Source organism: Nocardiopsis sp. CC223A (assembly GCF_030766825.1).
Taxonomy (GTDB): Bacteria; Actinomycetota; Actinomycetes; order Streptosporangiales; family Streptosporangiaceae; genus Nocardiopsis.
Window position 1 is genome coordinate 1 of record NZ_JASFDV010000101.1, and the last position, 22,684, is coordinate 22,684.

Here is a 22,684-nt window from a genome sequence, read left to right on the forward strand (position 1 = left end):
GTCGTCCTGTCCCCGTTCGCCGCTGTGGACACCGTCGCTCCTCATGTTCGCGTACTCACGTGGCCGCGTTGCTCCGTTCCCGCTGCTCGCGCAGCCGTCCGGCGAACTCCTCGGCCATGGCCAACTGGTCGCGCAGCGCCTCGCAGCGGGCGGCGATGGCGGCCTCGAAGGCGTCGAGCCGCTCGCTCAGGGCCTCGCGCTCGCTCTGCTCCGTCTCGGCGGCGTTCAGCCGGTCCAGAGCCTCCAGCAGGTCACGGGTCTCATCGAGGCTGAAGTCCAGCGGCTTCATCCGCTTGATGAGGTTCAGCCGGTCGACGTCCTCCTGGGTGTAGAGGCGAAAACCCCCGCGGGAGCGGGCCGAGGGCTCGACCAGGCCGACCTCCCCGTAGTAGCGGATGGTCCGCAGGGACAGGCCGGTCTGCTCGGCGACCTCGCCGATCTGCATGTGACCCGCTTCGGGCATCGCTGTGCTCCTCGTCTTCAAGTCTACTCTAACGTTAGAGTCGCCTTTTCGGCATCGGCCCCGTAGCGGGCAACGCTAGCGCGCCCGCGAATACGAAGGACGTCATGCCACGTCAGAGGGCCCGCCCGCTCCCCGAAGCAGGGGCACGCCCATTCTGCCCGGCGACCCCCGCCAGCGTTTCTACTGTCACGTAAGGGTAGGTTCATGTGGTGCCGGAAGTCCGGTGCGCCCCCGCCCTCGTCCGTATGCACCCCCGGGCGGACGGCAGGCCCCGCCCCTGCTCCACACCACCGGCATCACCGCCACTACCCGCATCCTGGCCGCCCACCTGTGCGAACGCACCGGCGGAGAGGGGGCCACCCTGGACCAGAGCCGTCCGGCCGGGGAGTTCACCCACGCCTGGCAGCACGACCCCGACCGGGGCTTCGGCACCGGCGAGATCCGGGTCTTCCCGGCCATCGTCAACGGCATCTCCTGGCGCAACGCCTCGGTCTCGGCCCACGGCGACGGGCCCCCACGGTGCCGGAGCCGCCGACCGGGCGGCCCCGGTCGGGCTGTCGCCCCTGCCCCTGAACCCGCTGGTACGCCTGGCCCGGGACAGCGCCCACGTCACCCACGCCCATCCCCTGACACTGGAGGGCGCCGCCGTCCAGGCCTGCGCCGTCGCCTACGCCCACTGCGCCGATCCGCGCCGGCCTCTGGCCGCCTTCCACCCGCTCTCGACCGCGGCCCGCTACTGCGCCTCCCCGGAGTTCCGCTCCCAGCCGACCCGACCGAGCGCCCTGGTCCGCGGCCGATTCACCCGCAAGGACACGGTGCGTGTCCTGGTGCGAGGGGGTCGGCGCGGTCGAAGCCGTGCCCCTGGCACTCACCGCCTTCCTGCGCTCCCCCGACGACCTGCCCGAGACCGTGCGCTTCGCCGCGCGGCTGGACAACGGCAGGGGCCGGGGGGCGGCCATGGCCGGAGCACCGGCCGGGCCCGCAACGGTGCCGGCGCCGTCCCCGAAGCCTGGTCGCGGCGCCTGGAGAACGCTCCCAGGGACGGCTGCGGCCTCCGGCCCGGGCGCATGCACGGTGGCACGGACCCCGGCAGGGGGTCGGGCCGGGGGCGTGCCACCGAGGGAGGGCGCTGAGCGCCGAGGAAGCAGGTCGACCCTCCGCACACAACACTACCCTCTCGTGAGAGTAGACTCATTGCCGCCCCGGAAAACCCACAGGGCATTCCACGGCGGGCGCGATGAACACAGTGACGTACAGGGACGCTTTCCTTCGAGCCGCCCCGACCCTTACCGACCGGGGTGAGCCCACCGTGGGAGGCGATAGTGGGCGATCGGCACACCGTGAGCGTTCCAGTCCGGCTCTGCGGTCGCCGCCGGTAGGCGACGGCCACCGCCCCCAGGAGAGAACCCCCGAGCAGGAGGTGGGCGGCGTAGAAGGCGGCCAACGGCCAGCCGGTCAGTGCCCCGGTGGGGAAGCCGGGGGGTGCGGGGTCGCCCTGGACGGTGACCCCGAGCCAGGTGGAGACCCACCCGGCGGTCCACGACGACGTCACCGCGACCGTGCCCAGCGCGGCCGGGATGACGGCGGCGAGGGTGGGACCCGCCGGCCGCGCAGACCGGGCACCCACCGGGGGAAGGTCTCCCCCCACGGGGCGATCAGGCCCACGGAGGCGAAGGCCACCAGGAGGGAGACGACCGACAGGGGGATCACGTACACCTCACCCGGCAACCACTCCGGAACCTGCCCCTGGCCGTGGTCTCCGAAGGAGGGGCTCAGGGTTCCCAGGGTTCGCCACAGGGCCGAGGGCAGCACGGCGAAGGGGACTGCGTAGGCCGCGAACCGGGCCCACCCGGGGACGGGGCCGAGCAGGTTCCGCCGGAACCGGCGGGGCGTGGGGGGACGGCGGGCGTGTCGGGTGGTCGCACGTGCATGTGCCGCACTCCTTCGGGGCGGACCGGGTGCCGCGGATCCGACCCTGTCAGCAGGATCGCAGCGGTTCCGGTGGGACCGCCTCCACCGCGAAAGGGACCCGGTTCGGGTCACTCACCGGCCCGGGGCGGGCATACCGAAGACCACACCACGCCCCGAGCCACGGACCACACCCGCAGGCGACCGGGTCACGTCCCCGGGAGTGGTGTGATTTTCGCGCGGGTGCGTCCTTGCGGGTCATCGCGATGGTCGGCCGAAGCCGGGCGGGCCGCCGCGTACCGGCGGCCCGCTGACCGGGATGAAGAAGCCGCCGGAGGCGGCGGCGCACCGATCCGCCCGACACCGCTGCCGCGCATCCGTGGGAACAGGGCCGGAAAAGTCACACCACTCGATGGGACACCATCGGCGGCCGGGGCGGCACATCCGCCGCAGGCCCGGTGCCTACTCCGTATCGAGCGAGGCCACCACCTGGAAGTCCGTCACGAAGCACGCGATCGCCCCGTCAGCGGTGCGGCCGATCCAGGTCGGGTACACCTCGGGCGCCGGACGGTTCGTGAAGAACGCCACCACCTCGTCCCCGTTCTCCCCCGCCAGCTTCACCAACGGCCGGGTGAACCCCGCCCGCGCGAACCCGTCCACCTCGACGACGAGATCGTCCTCGAACCGGTCCAGCCGGTGCACCACAGAGCCGTCGATGAAACAGACGGAGCCGTCCCCCGTCTCATAGCCGAAGAACTCGTCTTCCTCCAGATCATCGGCGCTCTGCCCGTCCATGAGGGCGAGCTCCCAGCGCACCACCGGCACGTCGGACACCTCAAGCCGCGCGGCGGCGGCGACCCTGCCTTCCTCGCCGTTGTTGTCGAAGGACACGAACGCCAACGTGACGGGGTACTCGCCGGGCGCGACCCCCTCGGTGAACGGGCGTGGTGCGAACGGTCCCAGACCGGTGAAGGGGTCGCAGATGATCAGCCTGCCCGTCGGCAGGCCGACGCGCACCGGCTCGCTCAGGTGCACCGTCGCCGGCACCTGGCCGATGAGCAGACAGGACCTACGATCAGAAAAAAGAGTATCGTAATTCACGAATCAAACCACCAGAAAAATTTCAACAGAAAGAGGAAGGAACAGATCAGGCAAGAAAATCAAGTCATCCGATCCCCGAGGAATATCAGAACCCATCACGTTCGAGTTTCCGGATGGCTTCTTCAACGAGTTCCTTACCACTCCTGACGAACTCGTCCACATCGATGTCCAGGGACAGGGAAACGCGAACCCAACTCATCGGGGAACCGACCACCTCGACACGGAGCGGGTCCTCCGGGTAGACCTGAAAGTAAGGGGTTCGATCCTGGTAAGGCCACACGACCAGGGGTGGGCCGCCCTCACTCGCGTCCAGCAGGCCCGGCTCCCTTTCCAGCCGCTCCAGGAATTCACCCCATCCCAGGATATCGCTCCTGGCGACCATGAAGGAGAGATTCCCTCCCACGAAATCGGAGGAAATCTCCATCCTCACCCGATGCCAGAAATCATCGCGATCTTCCACCACCTCCCCTCCGTCGAGAGAGACCACCAGGGAATCGGTGCCCTCGGCGATCCGGATGATATCCATGCGCGGTTTGTTCTTTGGCGGCAAGCACACCTCCAGAGCGGCGGACGGAAAACCCTGCAACACAGAAAAACGCGACCGTCAGAGACACAGGGTCCATGAGGTCCTGATCATGGAACCACGGGGCCATGACGGCTTCGGCACCGGAACGGGTCGGTGCCGCGGCGGCGAACTCGGTACGGCACATGGTGTCGCAGACGCAGGCGGTGGCTCCGTCCGGTACAGGCACCGGTGGCGGACAGGAATGGTGTCCCGCCGGGTGGTGTGACCCTTCCGGCCCCGTTCCCACGGATACGCCTCGGCGGCGCCGGCCGGATCGGTGCGCCGTCGCCTTCGGTGACGCTTCCACCCGGGTCACCGTGCCGACAGGACGCGACGACCGTCCAGCACCGGCCGAACATCACGATGACCTGCAAGGACACACCCGCGCGAAAGTCACACCAGTTCAGGGGACATGACCCGGACAGACCAAGCCCGTTGCGGCCGGAGGCACCGATGGCGAGTGGTCGGGCTCGGTCGGCGGGCATCGGACCGGGGTGGAACGCAAGCGCGACCGCAGAACCGGCACGACCCGGGGCTACGCCTCATACGGCGCAAGGAATGGAGGAACCACCAGGTGCGCGACAGTGGATTCCCCGAAGGTCACATCGGTCAGGACACGAAAGAGACACTCCGAGGCCGACATCGGCAGAAGCCGCCGGTCACCGACCCCGCTCCGCACCACCACCGGCCGGCCCGCCGGCGGCACCTCGGCATCGGCGGACCGGCAGAACCCTGTGGCCGTCACCGACATGCCCCAGTGGATCAGGCCACGCCCACCCGGACGGTAGAGACCGTAGGGCTCGAAACCGTTGCGCGTGATCGGACGCTCCTCCTGTGTCCGCCGCATCCTCGCCGGCCAGTCCACCACCTGCGGATCGGCACCCCCTGGCGAACCGTACGCATGCAGATACCCGCTGACCCCCCACGCCGAAACAGCGGCAGGGCTCCTTGAATCGGCGGGAAGCGCCGTACCCGGGCCCTCCTCGATCACGTCCCACACGATGTCGACGTCCCTCGGCCGTCACCCAACGGCTTCAACGATCCGACCGACCCACGACAAGGCACTCCCCTTTCCGGCCATCTCGGCACGCTGCCGACCCAGGCTCCACCCGCGCCCGCTGCACCGGTACGCCTCACCATGTCCCAAGGCCCCCACAGCGCCGACACCACGCAGGGCCCGCCCTGCTTCCCCGGTACCGGAGCACGCACTCGGCAACCTGAGGTGCCCTGTCTTCCGAGCCACAGGCTCGATCCGTGGCCCGGGGGCGGCGACCACCGACTCTGTACCCGCCGATGCAACCGGCCCAGAATGCCGTCATGACCGAGGACGAGCACAAGAGCGTAGAACCGCGCTCATTCCTGGCATGCGCGACGGAGGTGGCCCGGCTGATGGGGGCCGAAGACGTCCCCGTGAAGCCGGACGACAGGCGTGCACGCCGCCTCGCCCATGCGGTGCGCAAACCTCTCCTCGAACGGGCAAGCCTGCCCGAGGAGCTGTTCGCCCCCTTGATGGCGGCAGCGGTGTACGACCCGGATCCCAGCTTCTGCCTCTGGTTCGTTGAGCCTGCGGTCTACGCCTTCGGACGCCGCCGCGTAATGGCGGCCTTGGTCGACTACCTACGGACCGGCACGGACACCGAACGGGCGGGCGCCATTCGGGCCTGGTACTGCGCCCACGTGCCCTTGCGCGCAGACCGTTCCCCCGCGTACGGAACCGACGACGTACGCGATCCCGCCTTGGACGAGTCAGAGGACATCAATGACGCCTGGTCGGAGGCCTCGATGCGGGTGTTCGCCGAGACCGCCGACCTGAAGATGCACCGCCGTGTCCTGCCGGACCTGCCCGCCTCCCGCACGGCATACCCGCCACACCTGCACGAGCTCCTGGAGAGCACGCGCGCATCCGCTCGGGCCCACCCTGATCCGCACATCCGCCGCTGGGCCGCCGCGACGGACCTCGACACGGTCTGAGCCCGACCTTCACGCCCTTGTTCTCAGGTGGGGTTCTTCGGGCTCGGAACCGACGCTTCTTCGCTGGCGGACCAGGCTGTTCTCGGCCGTGCAGGTCGCCTGCTCGGAAGAATCGGTCGCCGTGGTGGCGGCTCTCGCCCGGCTCGGCAAGCGGGTGCGCCGGCACCACGGGGTGATCACCGGTGCGAGGCATCGCTGTGCCTCGGCGGGACCGCCACCGGCCCCCGGAAAGCCCACCGAACACCGCTCACCGCGTCGCGAGTCGCCGGATGAACCACTGAGTCAGGATCTCGTCGACCGCCACCGTGGCGGGCAACCGGGGGGCCGGTTCCAGGCCGGGCTCATCGGCCAGCGGGTGGGCCAAGCCCGGCACGGTCGCCAGTTCGATGTCGGACGGATGCGCGTACCGCTCACGTAGCACCCCGACCAGGGAAACCGCGTCCTCACGCAGCGCCGGGTGGTCGCGCTCGCCGCTGACCAGTAGCAGCGGCGGCTCCCCGGTGAGGCTTTCGGCACGGCCGACGAAGTCCAGTTCGTCGGCGACCCTGCGGGATTCAGCGGTCCAACCGTAAGGCCGACCGAGCCCGGCCGCGAGAAGTTCGACGGCCGCGCTCACCCGTACGGCCGGATTGACGAGCGCGACCGCCCCGATCGGACTCGGCGGCGCTGTGAGCACTCGCAGAGCCACCGCCCCGCCGAGTGACGCGCCGAGGATGCCGATCGGCTGATCATCGACCGGGAGCCGGCGGCGCAGCTCGGCCAGCGCGGCCGGGAACTCCTCGACCGCCTGGTGAATGATCGGACCGAGGTACGCCAGGAGGATGTCCTCGCGAGCGAGTTCAAGGTGTCTGTCCAGACGGCCGTCGACCATGCGCGAGCCGCACAGCGGCATGCCCAGGTGCACCCGCCAAGCGGGAACACCGGCCATGGGCAGCGCCGCCGCGAAGGCCGCATCCGTGCGCGGTGCGTCCAGCATGTGCCAGGTCACGATCAACGGCGCACGGTCGATATCTCCCCCGGACGGAGGGAGAGCCGTGAAAGGCACGCCTGCGGCTGTACCGGTGATCGCATCCATACGCACTCCTACGGCTTCCAAGAGCTGGGGCCTCCACCGTAGGGGGGCTCTACCGAGCGGGAATGTCCTTTCTGCTGCGGGCAGACATACGGGCCCGAACCACGACCCGGCCGAAATGTGGGGAGGCGGGCCGGAGGGATCGTTCCAGGGACGCCTGCATCACCGCTGGGACGGCGACCGCGTACCGCATGCCCGAAGAGTGCTCGGGAGAAAGCCCGCCCGCGCGAGGCGCACACGATCGACCGCACAGGACCGCACCGGTTCGCCCCGCAGCACCGGCCACGGCACCCAGGCGCACCCGATCGGCAGCACCCCGCCGCAACGGATCACACCGCCGCCCACGCCACGTGCTCCGTGCCGAGTATCCACGACGTCCCGCGATGCCCTCCTTCAAGGGTCACGTGGTCCCAGGGTCCGGAGAACCGACTCGAAGAACGCAGGACACACCATCTGGAGAACCCGGAACGAAACACCACGCCGTTCTCCTGGCGCTGTCGATATGCGGCCTTCGAAGCTACGCGGGCGGCTCTGGTGTGCCTGGACCAGTGTCATGTCCAGCCGTGGCCTGCTTCGGCCGCCCCGGCACCTTCCGTTGCCCGGGCGGGGAACCCCGACCGCTCAGCGTCGGATCCTCCGCGAGAACCACCGGGCCAGGCCCACCGGCCGGTCGCCGGAGTCGTTGATGACGGTGCACGTGCAGTCGTTGTGCTTCACCGCTCCCGAGCCATCCTCCGAGTCGGCGCCGCGGACTCCGCCGACCCGTGGTCCGTCGGGCACTGACCCCGGCCGTCACGGTCGGGGGAGGTCGAAGACGACGGTCAGTCCTCGCCGGGAGGGGTATCGGTCGACGGCCACGACGGTGCCCCCGGACAGGGCATGGACGCCGAAGGAGACCTCGGGAACGGGAGCGGCGGTGACACTCCCGTCGGCACAGGACAGGGCGCTCAGGTCATCGGACCGGAACAGGTGGGAGCCGTTCTGGCTGTAGGGGAGCCGTGCCTCGGGCTCGGAGACGGAGACGATACGGCCGTCGTCCATGCCCACGGTCGTCGTGCTCATGGTGAACGATCCACCGCACGTCTCCACGACCGAACTGTCGTGCTCGTCCGCCCACCGCGGCTTCAGCGCCTGGACCGAGCCCACCACGGACCCGGGGCGGCCGTCACTTCCGGGATCGCTCCGCCACCGGACCCCGCCGTGGGGGTCGAAGGCCGTCAGGGAGTTCTCCCCGAGGGTAAAGAACCGGTGGTTCCGCAACAGGTGGTTCGTCGTGTTCACGATGACCGCGGGTCCCTCGCCGTTCCCCATGACGACGTCGGTGACGCCCGGCCACGTGTTCTCCTCTTCCGCCTCGTCGCCCAGGGGATCCTCCGGGTCGATCGCCGGTGCGGTGAGCTCGCGCGTGAACAGCAGGCGGCCGTCGGTGAGGTCGTACACGGCCAGGGCCGGGCCGTTCCAGACGGCGACGTGGCCGCCGCCCGCCGCGATCCCCTGGGGCATCACGGCTCCCCCGGCGGCACCGTCGGCCGGGGAGGTCTCCTTGACCGGTCCGCTGTCCAGGTGCGCCACCCGGTTCCCGGTGGTCGGGTCCAGCACGGTCCACGTCGGGTCGGAGTCCCCCTCCCGGGCGAGAACGCGGTCCGGGGTGTGGGGGTCGGTGACCACCCCGGTCAGGCCGGGTGCGCACCACAACCGCCGTCCGGTGCCGATGTCCAGGGCCATCACGGCCCGGGAGTAGCCCTCCGACGCACGGGAGAGGGTGCGCTCGACGAGCACCACGCCGCCGATCAGATGGACCTCGTCCCAGCCGGCGGAGGACCTCGTGTCCTGGTCGGGGTGGGCGTTCCACAAAACCTGTCCATCCCGAGCGTCGTACACGCCGAAACCGCCGTCATCGCCCACGAGGATCGTTCTGGAGGTGTCGCCCAGCGCGTCCGAGGACGGCACCGGAACCGACCAGCGGGCCCGGCCGAGGGCGTCGTTGCCCTCGAACACGGTCGCCAGGTACTCCAGCTTGTCCCGGTCGGTGAAGAGGCGTTTCGGGTCGAGGATGTGGGGTTCGGGGTCCGTGGGGTCGTGTTCCACGGGTTCGCCGTCGGGCCAGGCGCCGCTCCGGCCGGGGTCGACGGACAGCCTTCCGCACACCGCCAGGTCCGCGACCGGTGCCCAGCGGGCGGGCGAGACGAGGAAGAGCGCAAGGAGCACCGCGCAGGCGAGGACGGCCCGGGGCAGCCGGGAGCGGCCGGAGGTCCACTCCCGCCACCGTTCGCGGCGCACCCCCCAGGTGATGAGCGCCAGCAGCCCGATGAGGACCGCGACCCAGGTAGGCCAGGCGAACCAGGCAGCGGCCACCGCCCCGCCGAACAGCAACAAGTCGCCGAAGACGGACACCGGGCCGACCAGGATGAGCCGGAGCAGGCGGGGGCGCATACGGGGAACGGCTGCGCAGGCCGCCACCGCGGTGAGCACGGCCGCCACGGCGACGGTTGCGGTCGTACTCGTGATCGACAGCAATCCCGCCAGAGACCAGGGCAGCGCGATGACCAGCAGGATCGCGAGCGCCGCCCGCAGAGCGGTGGCGACCCGGTCCCGGCCGGTGAGTTCCAGCTGGGGCGAGAGGGGGGTCGCGTCTGGCATGAGGGGCATTCTGCCGTGGGCCGCCGGACGACCGATCGGCGGGTGATCGCAACCCTCAGGGCTACCGGTGCCAGGCCCTCGATCTCGGTCACCTGGTGCAGCCCCTTGGTGATCGCGGGCCCGGCCGTCAAGCGCAGCGCCTGGGCGATGGTGGCCAGGGAGTGCTCGTTTGCGGCCGGTACCGGGTTCGTTGGCGGCACCCGAATCAGGCCCGTGTTTCGCGCCGAGTATCCACGACGTCCCGCGACGCCCTTCTTCAAGGGTCACGTGGTCCCAGGATCCAGAGAACCGACTCGAAGAACACAGGACACACCACTCTCAAACCCGGGAGGGATGAGAGTCATGCCGACACCGAGGAGGTACCCGCCTGAGCTGTGCGAACGGGCGATCCGGATGGCCGTGGACGCCCGCCGCGCCCCGGCCACCCGCGACGGGGCCATCGCCCGCGTGGCCGACCGGTTGGGCATCGACCGCGAAACGCTGCGCAACCGGGTCACCCAGGCCGAGGCCGACGCCGGCCACCGGCCCGGCACCACCACCGACCAGGCCCACAAGATCGCCGAGCTCGAACGCGGGAACCGTGCGCTCAAGCGGACGAACGCGATCTTGAAGTCCGCGTCGGCTTTCTTCACGGCGGAGCTCGACCACCCGCACACCAGGTGGTCGCCTACATCGACGTCCACCGCCAGGAGTTCGGGGTCGAACCGATCTGCGAGGTGTTGCAGGTCGCCCCGTCCACCTACTACGCGGCCAAGAACCGGGCCCCGTCACTGCGTTCGCGCACCACCGGAGACCACCCGGTCCCCCGGCACCGGAGCAACCACCCCACCTCGCAAGTCACAAACCGAATCGATGGGGACCGGGAGATACCGCGCATTCAGGGTGTGCATCAAGTCGTGATAAAACGGCCTCCCGTGTGAGGCCGTCGATCCGGATGGGGTGTCACATGGGTCGGACACGAGGGGAACCGCGGTGAAGCGACGGACGCTGATCGGGATCGTCGGGGTCGGGCTGGCGGCCCTACCCGCTGGATGGGCCCTGCGCCGGGCGGTGAACGGGGCCGAGGAGGACTGGCGTACCGACACCGCACCGTTGGAGCGGGCGTTCCCCCGTCTGGGCCCGCTCACCGACGCCCAGTGGGTGAGCAGCCGGGACAACGATCGTTTCCTCGGGACTCCGGATCTGGTGTTCGCGGGCTTCGCCCGGTTGGCGCCGGGGAAACTCGACGAGCTGACGGCGTCTCACGCCTTCGTCTCCGAGGAACCGACCTTCGACTTCTCCTCGGGGTTCACGGAACCGCTTGAGGGCGAGGGCCCGGATGACCCGCAGTGGATCCGGTCACCCGAGCTCGACAGCAGCAGCGCCAGTTACTCCACCAGCCTGTGGTTCGATCGTCGCAGCGACACCGTCTGCTTCTGGGCGCACAACCCGTACGGTTAAGCACGTATCCGAATCCCTCGATACCGAGCGTCAGAAGCCCATCTCAGCTGTGTTCTCGGTGGTCGGCTCCTGTGTCGGCGATGAAACGACCGGTGCCCGAGGTGCCCACCCGGTCGCAGGGCGGCGGGCAGCGCGGACACGGCGACCGCCAGGCGCAGATCGTTTCGGTGCCGATGCCCAGATCGTGTGCCACGTCGGCGACACTGTGTCCGGCCCGGACCAGGTCCAGGACCTTGCGGCGGAACTCGGCGGGGTATCCACGACGTCCCACGATGCCCTCCTGCAAGGGTCACGTGGTCCCAGGATCCAGAAACCCGACTCCGAAGAACGCAGGACACACCAGTTCTCACGCCCGTCGCCAGCGTCGCACTGAACGCTCGGTCACCCGTAGCTCCCTCGCGACGGCGCCGTTCTTCTCACCTCACTGCGCGCGAAGCGCTCGGCCACGTCCATCCTCAACCATTTTCGTCGTCCTTGGCCCCGGGGCGTTAGACCGCCCCCTGCGCCTACCCCATCGAGACGTCGCACCTCTATGGTCAGCTGATCTCACCAGGTACCGATCATCGCGAGTTCCAACTGAAAGGCCCACCCCTTCTCAAAAAAGCTCTTACCAATCAAGCCACGGCTGCCACTCAACAGAAGAGGGAATCACTCCTCCAGAAAAAACAAACTCTTGCACAATAAAACGGACCAGGTCTATTGATACTTCAGAATTATCTGGAAACTCAGTAAAAGCACCATCTATACTGTAAGACACTTCCGATCTGCTCTCAGCATTTCCCAGCGTACAGATATTTCCATGATCGTCATCCATAAAATGAACTAGACCCACTTGAAGATCGGAGTTAACCCCAACGAGGAGCTCATGGTCGTAGTTTCCAGAAGGAAGGCGCCCTCTGTCTAGCGAATGAACCTGCGCCATATTATGGGAGACAGGATTCCCTAGGAGCGAATCAATCAGCCTGTCGATATCCTCAGGACGATAAATAATTACCGGGTTCTTCTCATGGCTCTGTTCATAGTAAGCACTGGCCCAGGATTTCATCTTCTACTCCCTCTATACTCGCGCGACTGCCAATTTCCCCCATGGTCCATCCAGTGTACCGTAAGCGTCGACCCCTCACCGATTAGGTACGGGAGCACCTGGTTGCAGCCAAGACCTTGACCGCAAGGACCATTCGGATTGTTAATTACAAAATGGGCATCCCCCTTCCCCATATCCCGAATACGGTAAGCGAAGGTCTGCTCCGCATCATGGGCACGAGTACTCCTGGCCCTTCCAGCCAGAATTCCTCTATCTCGAAGAATATCATTAACCCAACCCATGGAATCCTTTTTATTCCTTACATTTCCACTGGTTGCGCTAACGACAAGGCCATTAGGCGCAGTACCGATACCATGAGTGGTTCCGCCTGGGGCGTATTGGGGAAGCCCTGCATGGAACAGGTTACGGTTTGCACAGGAAGCGTTATGCGTGAGGAGAGCCGTCTCACCAGCTATAACATAGTAAGTATGAAGCCCCTGAACCGTAAGGTTGTAAACCTTTTCTACTTCACTCCAAGTTTGCGTGTCGACAACCTGGACCAAAGTCTCTTCCGAAGAAAGAAACCACATCCCAGGAACAAGGTCAACTGCATCTACCCACTCGCCCAGCAGCGGCACCCAAAAGGGATGACCATCAGTAGAGACAATCGTGTCTCCCAATATCAATGGCCCCGGCCGGCTTGGGCCATCCGGAAGAGCACCTTCGTCCAAGGTGTCTGCATTGACTTGCGTAGAGGTATCAACAGTGATCTCGACAAGGGTCTTAAAGCCCTCACCGATGATCGTAGCGACAACTGTTCTTGCGCCTTCTTCACCCGTTTCAGGGTCAGCCGCAAAAACATTTTCTCCGACTTCGATATCCTCGATGGGCTTCGTAGAGCCGTCGGAGAGAAGGACAAGCGTGCCCTCAACAAAACTATTCTGACATCCCCGAGGCCTGCGACCAGTCGCTACTGGACCAATTCCATTCGGTGTTGGATCTTGCAGGTGCCCGTAGTCTCGATAGTTGGCAGAGATAGTAAGCTGCTCTTGAAATTCCTTATCCCGAAAATCGAACCCGGCCTCCATCAAAGCAGTGTTTATGCCAATAATGTAGCCATCGGCGAAATCGTCACCAAAGTCTCGCCGATAATCGACAGCCCATGCGATATATGTGGCAACATTTGCATTCTCTTGAGCGCCACCCCAGTCAACGCGATTGCGAATAAAATCGTATCCATGACTGAATCCGAATGCATGCTGAGGCTGTACTGCAACGTGAGTTCCACCAGTTGTCCGAATGGGGATGTGCTTGCCACATCCTCCTCGCGGACAGGGCTCTGGGTCCAACATAAGGCCAGTGGAATCACTGAGAGTCACCGGATTATTATTCGCGTACGCGTAACCGTTCATCTGCTGGGAATCAGAGATATCGATCAAAGGATCGACAGAAATGAATCTCCCCGTGCCAGGATCATATTCTCGGGCACCGATATACACCACACCAAGGCGATCATCAACCGTTTTTCCCAAGAAGCCACGGTCATTCGGCCATTCGGAGTTTTCACCGTGCTGTTGACCGAAAGGCAAGAATCGCCTACGGCTATAATCTTCTACTTCTTCAGAACTCAAAGCCATCTTGGCAGTGCCATGATGATCAGATGCCAGGAAATCCACACCATCAGCTGCACGCACTGCAATGGTGCTCCCGTTGTGCGTGTAATAGCGCGAGGTGGTTACATTGCCATTTTCTTCCCTAACATCCATACCGGGAAGGTACAGAGTGGCACCAGCAGGATCCTGTCGGATAATGCGCTCATTGCCAGCCACATAAACGTAAGACGTGATCCCATCTTGCGTTAGTACAGAATCCAGATTTCCTTGCGCGTCCCAGAGAAGTTCTTGTGAAACTCCGGCTTCAGTACGGTTGGTCGTGTTCCCAGATTCGTCGTACTCGTACGCATAGAGTCGATCGCCTTCTTGCGTGGATTCAACAATTTCCTGAACAGCATGGGGCCGAGGTTGATCCGAACCAGGGTAAACATATTCGCGCACACTGTCTTGAAATGTACCGGCTGCAACAAAAGCATGCCTGATTTCACGGGTACGGTTCCCATCGGCATCATACTCATAAGAGTGCCAGTAAGGTTCAATACCTCCCACATACTCAGGGGTCGGATCGACCTTACATTGGGATCCATCGCTGCTGGGGAGCGTCCAAGACTGGGCCAACCGCCGAAGTTTATCATATTCAAAGCAGCGGGTTTCAGTGCCAGCCCCCGAAGGGGTATCAGCGATGGAAAGGATATTTCCTGCAGCATCATACTGGTAACTGGAATCCATAAGGGGTTGAATTCCCTGACGGTCGACACGTGACCGAGTAAGTCGCTGCGTACCCTTCTCATATTCATAAGTCAACCAAGTCGCAGGGCCTTGGCCAGAGCTAAGTTCATATTGAAGAACTTCACCGGTCTGAGCGTAGTCAGTTCTAGTGACATAGGATGCCAGTCCACTGCTCATAGTGAGAGGCCGGCTGAGCTCATCATATTCGTAAGTGATAACCTCTGCCGGAAGGTCACCTGCGGCAGGAATCCCGAGACTTTGGACCGTGCCATCAATATTATAGGAGGTCGTAAACGTATAGTTTCCTGAGAGGCTTCCGTGGCCATCAGGGATACCGATTACTGTCTTGGTAGGACGGTACATGTCATCGCGTTCAGTTATCGCTGTGCGGTACTGATTGCCTTCATGGAATCTAGTCTCCATGTAAGGAAGACCTTTTTCCTTGACATCGTAGGTCCAGGAGGCAAGCTGAGTTCCGGTTCCTATTTCACCTTCCCATGTACTCACCTTGCGGCCAGCGATATCATAACTGGTCGAAAGAGTTACGCCACGGGCATCAGTAGCAGAAACCTCTTGGTCAAGATCGTCGAAAACTTTGGTAGTGCGCCCTGCGTCAGGGTCGGTCATCTCAACGATTCGTCCCCGCTGGTCGTATCGGTACGACCATTGGGAACCCTCTGGGGAGGTGACTCGTTCGATTTCTCCAGAAGGCGTATAAGCGTAGGAAATGGCCTGGTACTCGCCTTCAGGAGAATCTCCATAGTACTGCCTAAGTTCTACCGTGTTACCTCGGGCATCAGTGATTTCCGTGGTCGGAGTTCCGCCTGCTGGTGGAGTTTTATGGACTCGATCTCCACCATAGGAAATAGTGGAACGCCATTTTTCATCCCCTGAAACTCGCCGAATTTCATGGATGACTCGATCCGCGCCGTCATATTCGTACACCACTTGCCCACCGACATCGCCATTGCGAACAGCAAGCACTTCTGCCGAAGGAGCACCCAAAGCGTAGTACGGGTCATTCTTCTTAACCACTTGACCCGTGGAGCCATGAAATACATCAGTTACCAAACGCCCCTCGTCAGGTCCGACTAATTGGATTTGCCGCTCGCGGAGAAATCCATCATAAATTGCATATGAAGACTGGTAGGAGCCATCATTGCGCAGTGTCTCGGTTTTTACCGCAACGGGAGCACCTTCGGTGATAATGTATTCGAACTTCTGATTGGGGGATTCATTGCGAGATCGATCACGATCGGCATCCCAAACCTGAGCAATGCGTCCAAGGGGGTCATGGGTTGCTTCAATACGGCGACCGTTGGCGTCGGTCTCCCAGAGGTGGCTGCCGCGGTGAGGGTCAAAGGCTGCTCGCGCGGTATAGCCCAGGGCGTCAGTAAGTTCTCTTTCGACAGTGAGGCCGTTTTCTCGCCGCGCTACCAAGCTGCTGGTCACAACACCGTTTGTATCCTTGGTGCTGATCACGTTGCCGTAGTCGTCGTAGGTGTGCGTTTCAACGGTCTGGTAGGTAGCGTTGGTGCCGTCGTGTTCAGCCAGTCTTTGTACGGCGGTCTTATCACCACGAGTGATACCTTCGCCGAAAGAGTGTCCGTCGTACAGCCATCGGTCATCGCTGACGACATCTTGTGCCCGGTCCGGTGTCGCCGAACAATTGACCGCTACGGTCTCTTCCCGCGAAATGTAGGAGACCATGTGCTTGTCGGTGTTGTCGACATACTGAGTGCGGGTGCATAGTTCGTCACCCTGAACCGCGATATCGCCTTGGTCATCTACCTGAGTAGGGCGCCCGTAAGTGCTGTCGTAGAAAGTGGTGATCTGGGTCTGTCGCCAGTCTCCATCTTCCAATGCAGTGCGTGTGAGCTGGGTTCTGGGAGCAACGAAGTTCGCGTGGCGAGTGCCCCAGTCCTCGCTCTGAGTTCCGGTGCGATGTCTCCAAGGGCGGCTGATCGTGGTGTCCACGACCTGTTCACCGTTGAAGGTAGTGGTCTCCAGAGAGAAACCACTGAGTTCATCGTGGTCGGTGTGCTTCTCCCCGGTGGAATCGGTAACCGAGACGGTACGAGTCCCACCTGCGGGATGCTTGTCCCCGTGCATGCCGCGCAGGAAGGTGTGCTCAGTCACCACCGGCATGTCTTCGCCGTTGCCGCGGCTAACCCGCACGGTCTCATAGCCCCGCCACTGACTCCAGGTGAGGTGATCCTCAGGAGTGATGCCATCCGGTTCGGCGTAGCGCCAAGCGGCATCACCCTGGTAGTCGTAGCGAGTGACCTGTTCTTCAGAACCGCCTGTGCGATCGGTGAGGATGAGTTCGTTGACGACGTACTTGTGGAACCAATCGGTGACCGGGTCCTCGAAGCCGGGTGGGCTCCAAACGATGGGGTAGCACCGGTCAGTGCTTTCGCCTTCCTTCGGCAGTTTGTCAGGGGTGCACTGGCTGCCGGAGTAGTTGACGGTGATCTGTCCGCCGGTCTCGGTGTAGATGTTGGACATACGGAACCGGACCAGGGCGGAGATCTGGTCTCCGGTCTCCCGGATGCGGTTGGGCAGTTGGATGCCGGTGAACTGGATCGGGGGCAGGGCCTGGGTGCCGCCGACGTGGCCGGTGCGGGTCAGTTCCGACAGCCACAAGGTCTTGGAGCCGTCACCGTTGTCGGTGAACAGATGATCGAGTTTCCAGGAGTCGACCTTGGAGTAGCCGTCGTCGGTGAGGATCTGGGTGTGGACGCTGCTGAGGCGTTTCTGTGTCCAGAAAGACGGTGAGGTCTGGGTGCGGTCGCACTCGTCGCCTTCAGCGCAGTGCAGGTCGTAGGGGATGTCGGGCCAGTGCTTGGCGGTGTCCGCGTCCAGGTCGGCAGGGTCGCAGGCGAAATCATCGGTCTTCAGGCAGCGCTCGGCGGTGGTGAAGACGACCTGGGCTGGGGCCTGAGTGTCGTAGGTCTCGCCTTGGCGCAGGCCGTAGTCGATGCGGTCGAGGTAGCCGCCGCGCACGTACTGGGTTCCGGCGGTGTCCAGATCGCCGTCGAGCGCGTAGTGGTTGATCTCCTTGGTGTAGTGGAAGGAAGCGATGTTGCCGCGCGGGTCCTCGACATAGTCGAGGTTCCATCGCCATCCCTGCTGGCACCACGCTTCGGAGAAGTCGGCCTTGTGACAGGGTTCGCCACTGTCGTTGCCGAACACTGGTGCAGTCCACACCGAGTTGGTGACCGGGTCCCCGCTTTCCCAGCCAGGGAGCCGGTTGAGGCCGAAAGTGTACTGAATACCATCAACCGTGGTCACGCGCCAGTACTCGCCGTTGTTGTCACCGTTGGTGGCCTCGGTCAGGCGCTCGATCCGCGATCCGTCGTCGATGCGAGGCTTCCACTCACCGGTGTCGTCATCGCGGACCAGCTCGGTGGACTGGCCGTTGAGCATCAGGGTGGCGTTGTCGGTAGCCCAACACAGATCTGCCTTGTCGTCCTCACCGTCATCGCTACATGAGGCATAGCTGCGTTCGATGTAACCCGGCTCGTAGGAGAAACCTTCACCGACCCACGAGCCCTGGTTGTTCGTGGCAGCGGTACGGCCATCGGTGGTCTGGGAGGAGTATCCCAACGAGATCACCGGTTCGAGTTTGCCTGGCGTCGGTGGCACCGTCAGCCCGTAGCTCCAGGTGAAGGCTCCAGAGGACAGGGAGACGTCCCACTCCGAGGAGGGGGACAGCTCAGTGGCGGTGTAGTCGCCCTCCCAGGAGAAGGGGTCAGCATCCAAAGCCAGGAACACGGCCGAAGGCCCGGCCGGCTCCTTCGGAGCCCCGGTTTCGGGGGCCTTACGGTCATCAGCCGCGGTGACCGCTCCGGGGGCGATCGTGGCGGTCACCGTACGGGCGGAAATGTCATTGGTCGACTGCGTCTGCGCCGCGTCGGCACCCAGGTCGACCAGGCGCAGGCGAGCGCCGTAGTTGCCACCGTAGGCGTTCTCAATGCCGCTGTAGTCGACGGTCAGCTCGACCTGGCCCGGGTCGGCCTGTCCGTCGGCGGCGGTGACCTTCAGCATGAGTCCGTGCACGCTGTTGTCCTGAGCTGCCTGCTCGTCCAGGAGGTCGACCTGGATCTGCCCCGTCTCCTCGGAGGGAGAGGTGGCCCACAGGGTTAAGCCCCCGACTTCGACGGGGTCGGTGTCCTGGCCATGAGCGGTAACGGGGACAACGCCGCTGTCGGCGGTGGGCCAGTCGACCTGCCCGGGTTCGGTGACCGCGGCGTCCTGTTCCTGCCCGGGTTCGGTGGGCAGGACCTCTTGGGCGACGCCTTCGACGGGGTCGCCCAGGTCTTGGAGTTCAGGAGCCTTGTCCCGCCACCAGGAGGGGAGTCCGGGGATGATACCCAGCAGGGAGGCGATGAGGGCGAAGACCAGCACCGTGGAAGTAACGGTCAAAAATGCCCATTTGAACTTGCGCCAGGACCATTGGCGGCTGGACATGGAGAACTCCTCGGCGGGGGACACGAAGCGGGGGGTGAGTCGGCAGGTCTGAGGGGGGCGGTGGGGCGTCCCCGGTGCGGGGCGCCCCACCGTGGTGGGTCACAGGTCGGGCTGCTCGGCTAGGTTCGCTAGTTGGATGATCAAGCTGGCATCGGCGGCTCCGCGGTAAACCCGGACGTCGTCGACGGCTCCGGAGAACGCCGCCCCCCATTGGCCATCTGTGAGGGAGCGCCCGACGCTCAAGGGACCGCTGGAAGCCCAGGCGGCAGAGTGCTTGACCGTGGAGGTCTGCGAGAGCTGGCCGTTGACGTAGAAGCGGATCTCGCGGCTGAAAGCGTCGTAGACAACCGCCAGGTGATCACCGCTCTGTTCGGAGCTGGGAGCGAACAGATCGTTGACCACGCGGGTGGCGTTCGCGCCGTTCTCGTCGGCGTGGGTCAGCACCAGTTCCCACCGGTCGGTCTGGGCCGAGTAGCGGATGTCGAAGGCGCTCTGGGCCTGTCCGGCCTGGGACAGGACTGACATGTCCTGCTCGGGGGTGGCCGAGGCCAAGCGGGCGCGCATGCTCAGGGTGAAGCTGGTGTCGGTGGGGGTGACACCGGTGGCGGTGGCGGCGTGACCTTGGCCGGTCAGGTTCAGGTGTCCGTCACCAACCAGTGCCGCTTCCTCGAAAGGGTCGCCGTAGAAGAGGGAGGCGTCTCCGTTGAGGGTCATGTTCTGGCCGCCGTTGGCTTCGGGGCTGGCGCCGTCGACCTCATCGCTGAAGTTCCAGTAGGCGAGGCGGTCGGCGGAGGGGTTGTAGATCGTGGGGACCTCGTGGGGCAGGACCATGCGGCGGAAGACGCGTACGTCGGAGAGGGCTCCGTCGAGGTGGTCGGTATAGGTACCACCGGTTTCGCTGCGGCCGATCTGCCAGAACCCCTGGGGGTCCTCCCAGGTGAGGTCGTCGTCGGCCTGGGTGGTGGGGCCGTCCTCGGTGAGGGTAGTGACCCCGTCGGCTGGTGCGGCGGCGTACAGACTGGCCGGGGCGGTGCTGGCGAGTTGGCCGTTGATGTACAGGTGCATGGTCTTGTCCAGGACCATGCCCACCGCGGCGATGTGCACCCACTCCCCGGCCTGGGCCTCGTGCGGGGCTTCGACGTAGGTTTCGACCGGCTGGGTGCCCCCGGCAGGATCCTTGGCCCAGTCCGACAGGCGCCAGGCGCTGGTGTCGGCATGGTAGGCGAGTCGGCGGAAGGTGGTGCCCTCATCGCCCAGGCTGACGACGGTCTGATCCTTGGCCAGGTCGTCCAGGCGTACCCAGGCCGACCAGGTGTAGTTCTCGAAGGGGTGGCCGGGGCGCTCCACGCCGGGTTCGAGATAGGCGCCGTCAGTGCCATCGAAGGAGGCTGCGGCCAGGCCGGTGTCCTGGGGGCCGGGTTCGCCGAAGGTGACGCCGGGGCCGACCTGGGCGGTGTAGTCGCTGTTCTCATCGCCGAGGCTGGCGGCGCTCTCCGATCCCGGTGCCTCGTCCAAGGGGTAGTGCGGCAGGGCCGGGTTGCCGGGGGCGACCAGGAACAGGTGGTTGGCGCGGACACTGGTCTTGCCAGCGCGGTCGACGGCTTCAACGGTGAGGTTGAACGGCCCTGTGCGCTCGGGGGTGAAGGCAATGAAGGAGGTGGAGGCGCCCGAGGGCAGGGAGTAGGCCGGGGCGATGTTGTTGTCGGAGGGGTTCTCGTTGAACCCGTAGCGGAAGTACTGGACGTCTTCGGAGGGGGTTTCGAAGGTGAAGTAGCCGACGTATCCGGCGCCGTTCTGCCAGAAGTCGTTGGCGGGATACTCCCAGGAGGTCACGATGGGTTCGCTGGGTGCGGTGGAGTCGTAGATGAACTCGCAGCGGGTCTGGTCGCCGTCCCAGCTCCAGGGACCCCAGGCGTGCCCGTCGTGGGCGCGGACGATCCAGCCCAGGGTGGTGTTCTCCGGAATGTCGTCGGGGACCTGGTAGTAGAAGCGCGAGTTCGCGGCCTTGTAGGAGGTCGTGTAGGTGCGTTCTTGTTCCTGGCCGGCGGCGTCGGTCCAGAAGAGGCGAAACTGGGCGCGGACCTGTTCGGCGGCGCTGGTGCTGTGGTCGGGGTCGCGCAGGTAGGCCGAGACCCGGGGCGGCTCGTCGACGTAGGGGCGCTGGGTGCCGTAAATGCACGCACCACCGGGCTCCAACTGCAGCTCGCTCTGACGGGGCTGGTCGGGCAGGGTGTTGTAGTTGACCTCCAGCTGGGCGTTGTTACAGAAGCGCTTCCAGTGGGTGTAGCTGTCCTCATTGACAGAGCGCAGCCCGAAGGTGGTGGTGGAGTGCCTGCCCGAGGCCGCCCATTCGACCGCTGGCTTGGCATTGAAGCGCACGTTCTGATTAGTGCGTGTGCAGCTTCCCGCGGGGGTGGTGGGGCTCTTGGTGTCCAGGGACTGGGTCCAGGAGGGCTGGTTGGACCAGTTGGTGGAAGAGGTGATGCCGCCGGTCCGGTACAGGCGGGCCGCCCGGGCAGTGGAGTCGTAGGTGTGGCGCAAGGTCACCGCGAACTCGGCCGAGATGATCTGCTTACCAGCGTAGGCGCTGGTGGAAATGCGGTAGAAGAGGCGCTTGACCCCGACGTTGTTGCAGTAGTACGGGTCCCCGGAGAGCTGGGGGCAGCGCCCCGCGCCTTCGTTGTTGGATCCGGAGAACTTCCAGTAGGAGGTGGTGCGGTAGCCACTGGAGACCATAGCCCACGCCGAAGTGGTGGACGTCTTCCACACCGGGTCGATGTAGACCGGGTAGGTGGTGTCCTCGGCCTGCAGCAAAGTCTCGTCGGGCACCAGGGTGAGGGTGTCGGCGTCGGTGGTGACGTCGATTTCGGCGACCTTGGACGACTCCAACGGGCCTTCGGTGAGATTCGGGGCGGTCTCGGCAGGCTGTGCGGATCGGGCGGCGGGGGCGTCGTCTTCGCCGGTGGTGCCCGAGTCCCACATCAGCGGGGTGGGGGCTTCGAAAACCGCGCCCCCGGCAGTGGTATCGGTCGCCTCGATGCCGCCCTGGTCGGTGGTCTGGACCTGAAGGCCATCGACGGCCAGACCCATCTGCAGTTCGGTGATCTCCGGTTGGGCGGCTGCTTCGGCATCCTGAACCACGAGCACCTGGGAGAACCCGTCCACACCGGCCCGAACGACCAGGTCGACACCAGGAAGGACCTGGGGGTAGGTGGCGGTGTCACCGTCCACAGTGGGTTCGGGCAGGGCGGTGGGCCAGTCGAGTTCGAGTTCCTTGCCCGCACGGGTCAAAGTCGCCAAGGGCCCATCGCCGCCGTTGGACAGCGACAGCCCGATGGTGGAGGCTTCCGGGCTCAACCGGCCATCAGAGCGCTCGCCGAGAGTAGGGTCGGCGTCCGCCCAGTCACCGTCCTGGTGGACGCGAACGGGTTGCACGTATTCAGTGGCGGTGAATGAGCCATCAGGGTTGGCGACCACGTCCCGGCGCTCTTGCAGCAGTTCCTCGACGAGGACGGGCTCTCCCGTCTCCACTGCCAGCTCTGAGTGACTGTTGGGTATGCGGGTGATTACACCGGCCTGGTCGGCTGGTCGGTTGCTCCACCGTGGGCTCTGGCCGGCCAGCCGTGTGGCCATCAACCGGATCATCGCGATCGTGACCATGGTCTCGGAGTTGTCGGTCAGCCGC

Annotated in this window: 14 protein-coding genes and 1 other annotated feature; of the genes, 4 read left to right on the forward strand and 10 right to left on the reverse strand. The window is 64.9% G+C overall.

The features are described from left to right. Nucleotides 1-55: 55 nt before the first annotated feature. A complete protein-coding gene (locus QJS33_RS27740; RefSeq protein ID WP_306371014.1) occupies nucleotides 56-463 on the reverse strand; it encodes a MerR family transcriptional regulator in 408 nt (135 codons plus the stop codon). 245 nt (nucleotides 464-708) lie between these two features. Here QJS33_RS27740 and QJS33_RS31485 point away from each other — a divergent pair, with 245 nt between their 5' ends. Then, on the forward strand, nucleotides 709-1,596 hold the full coding sequence (locus QJS33_RS31485) for an ADP-ribosylglycohydrolase family protein (protein WP_372339730.1): 888 nt from the start codon (nucleotides 709-711) through the stop codon (nucleotides 1,594-1,596). Nucleotides 1,597-2,833: 1,237 nt separating this feature from the next. On the opposite strand, the gene QJS33_RS27745 is transcribed toward QJS33_RS31485, so the two are convergent. From QJS33_RS27745 to QJS33_RS27755, 3 genes are all read right to left on the reverse strand, one after another. Next, a complete protein-coding gene (locus tag QJS33_RS27745; protein WP_306371015.1) occupies nucleotides 2,834-3,472 on the reverse strand; it encodes a DUF4241 domain-containing protein in 639 nt (212 codons plus the stop codon). A gap of 85 nt (nucleotides 3,473-3,557) precedes the next feature. Further along, nucleotides 3,558-3,998, reverse strand: a complete 441-nt coding sequence (locus QJS33_RS27750; protein WP_306371016.1) for a DUF5959 family protein — start codon at nucleotides 3,996-3,998, stop codon at nucleotides 3,558-3,560. Nucleotides 3,999-4,572: 574 nt separating this feature from the next. Then, nucleotides 4,573-5,028, reverse strand: a complete 456-nt coding sequence (locus tag QJS33_RS27755) for an SMI1/KNR4 family protein (protein ID WP_306371017.1) — start codon at nucleotides 5,026-5,028, stop codon at nucleotides 4,573-4,575. A gap of 326 nt (nucleotides 5,029-5,354) precedes the next feature. Here QJS33_RS27755 and QJS33_RS27760 point away from each other — a divergent pair, with 326 nt between their 5' ends. After that, the gene (locus QJS33_RS27760; protein WP_306371018.1) at nucleotides 5,355-6,008 is read left to right on the forward strand and encodes a hypothetical protein; all 654 of its coding nucleotides are present in this window, start codon (nucleotides 5,355-5,357) and stop codon (nucleotides 6,006-6,008) included. A 247-nt stretch (nucleotides 6,009-6,255) separates the two neighbouring features. On the opposite strand, the gene QJS33_RS27765 is transcribed toward QJS33_RS27760, so the two are convergent. Continuing rightward, nucleotides 6,256-7,083, reverse strand: a complete 828-nt coding sequence (locus tag QJS33_RS27765; RefSeq protein ID WP_306371019.1) for a S9 family peptidase — start codon at nucleotides 7,081-7,083, stop codon at nucleotides 6,256-6,258. 789 nt (nucleotides 7,084-7,872) lie between these two features. Beyond that, nucleotides 7,873-9,720, reverse strand: coding sequence for a PQQ-binding-like beta-propeller repeat protein (locus QJS33_RS27770; protein WP_306371020.1), 1,848 nt, complete (start codon nucleotides 9,718-9,720; stop codon nucleotides 7,873-7,875). A 342-nt stretch (nucleotides 9,721-10,062) separates the two neighbouring features. Here QJS33_RS27770 and QJS33_RS31490 point away from each other — a divergent pair, with 342 nt between their 5' ends. Together QJS33_RS31490 and QJS33_RS27775 are read left to right on the forward strand one after the other, a co-directional pair. After that, the gene (locus tag QJS33_RS31490; protein WP_372339731.1) at nucleotides 10,063-10,620 is read left to right on the forward strand and encodes a transposase; all 558 of its coding nucleotides are present in this window, start codon (nucleotides 10,063-10,065) and stop codon (nucleotides 10,618-10,620) included. After that, nucleotides 10,341-10,454, forward strand: a sequence feature (AL1L pseudoknot). (Overlaps the previous gene by 114 nt.) Before the next feature lie 72 nt (nucleotides 10,621-10,692). Continuing rightward, nucleotides 10,693-11,160, forward strand: coding sequence for a hypothetical protein (locus tag QJS33_RS27775; RefSeq protein WP_306371021.1), 468 nt, complete (start codon nucleotides 10,693-10,695; stop codon nucleotides 11,158-11,160). Nucleotides 11,161-11,203: 43 nt separating this feature from the next. On the opposite strand, the gene QJS33_RS27780 is transcribed toward QJS33_RS27775, so the two are convergent. The 4 genes from QJS33_RS27780 to QJS33_RS27795 form a co-directional block, all read right to left on the reverse strand. Continuing rightward, nucleotides 11,204-11,431: a transposase gene (locus QJS33_RS27780; RefSeq protein ID WP_306371022.1), complete on the reverse strand. Its 228-nt coding sequence runs from the start codon at nucleotides 11,429-11,431 to the stop codon at nucleotides 11,204-11,206. Between the two features lie 336 nt (nucleotides 11,432-11,767). Continuing rightward, nucleotides 11,768-12,205 carry an Imm1 family immunity protein gene (locus QJS33_RS27785; protein WP_306371023.1) on the reverse strand — a complete coding sequence of 146 codons (438 nt, stop codon included), beginning with the start codon at nucleotides 12,203-12,205 and terminating at the stop codon, nucleotides 11,768-11,770. Continuing rightward, entirely contained in the window at nucleotides 12,202-18,999 is a 6,798-nt protein-coding gene (locus tag QJS33_RS27790; protein ID WP_306371024.1) for an RHS repeat-associated core domain-containing protein, read from the reverse strand. Before QJS33_RS27790 ends, QJS33_RS27785 begins: the two co-directional genes overlap by 4 nt. 99 nt (nucleotides 19,000-19,098) lie before the next feature. Further along, complete coding sequence (locus QJS33_RS27795; protein ID WP_306371025.1) at nucleotides 19,099-22,530, reverse strand: LamG-like jellyroll fold domain-containing protein; 3,432 nt, start codon at nucleotides 22,528-22,530, stop codon at nucleotides 19,099-19,101. Between the last annotated feature and the right edge of the window lie 154 nt (nucleotides 22,531-22,684).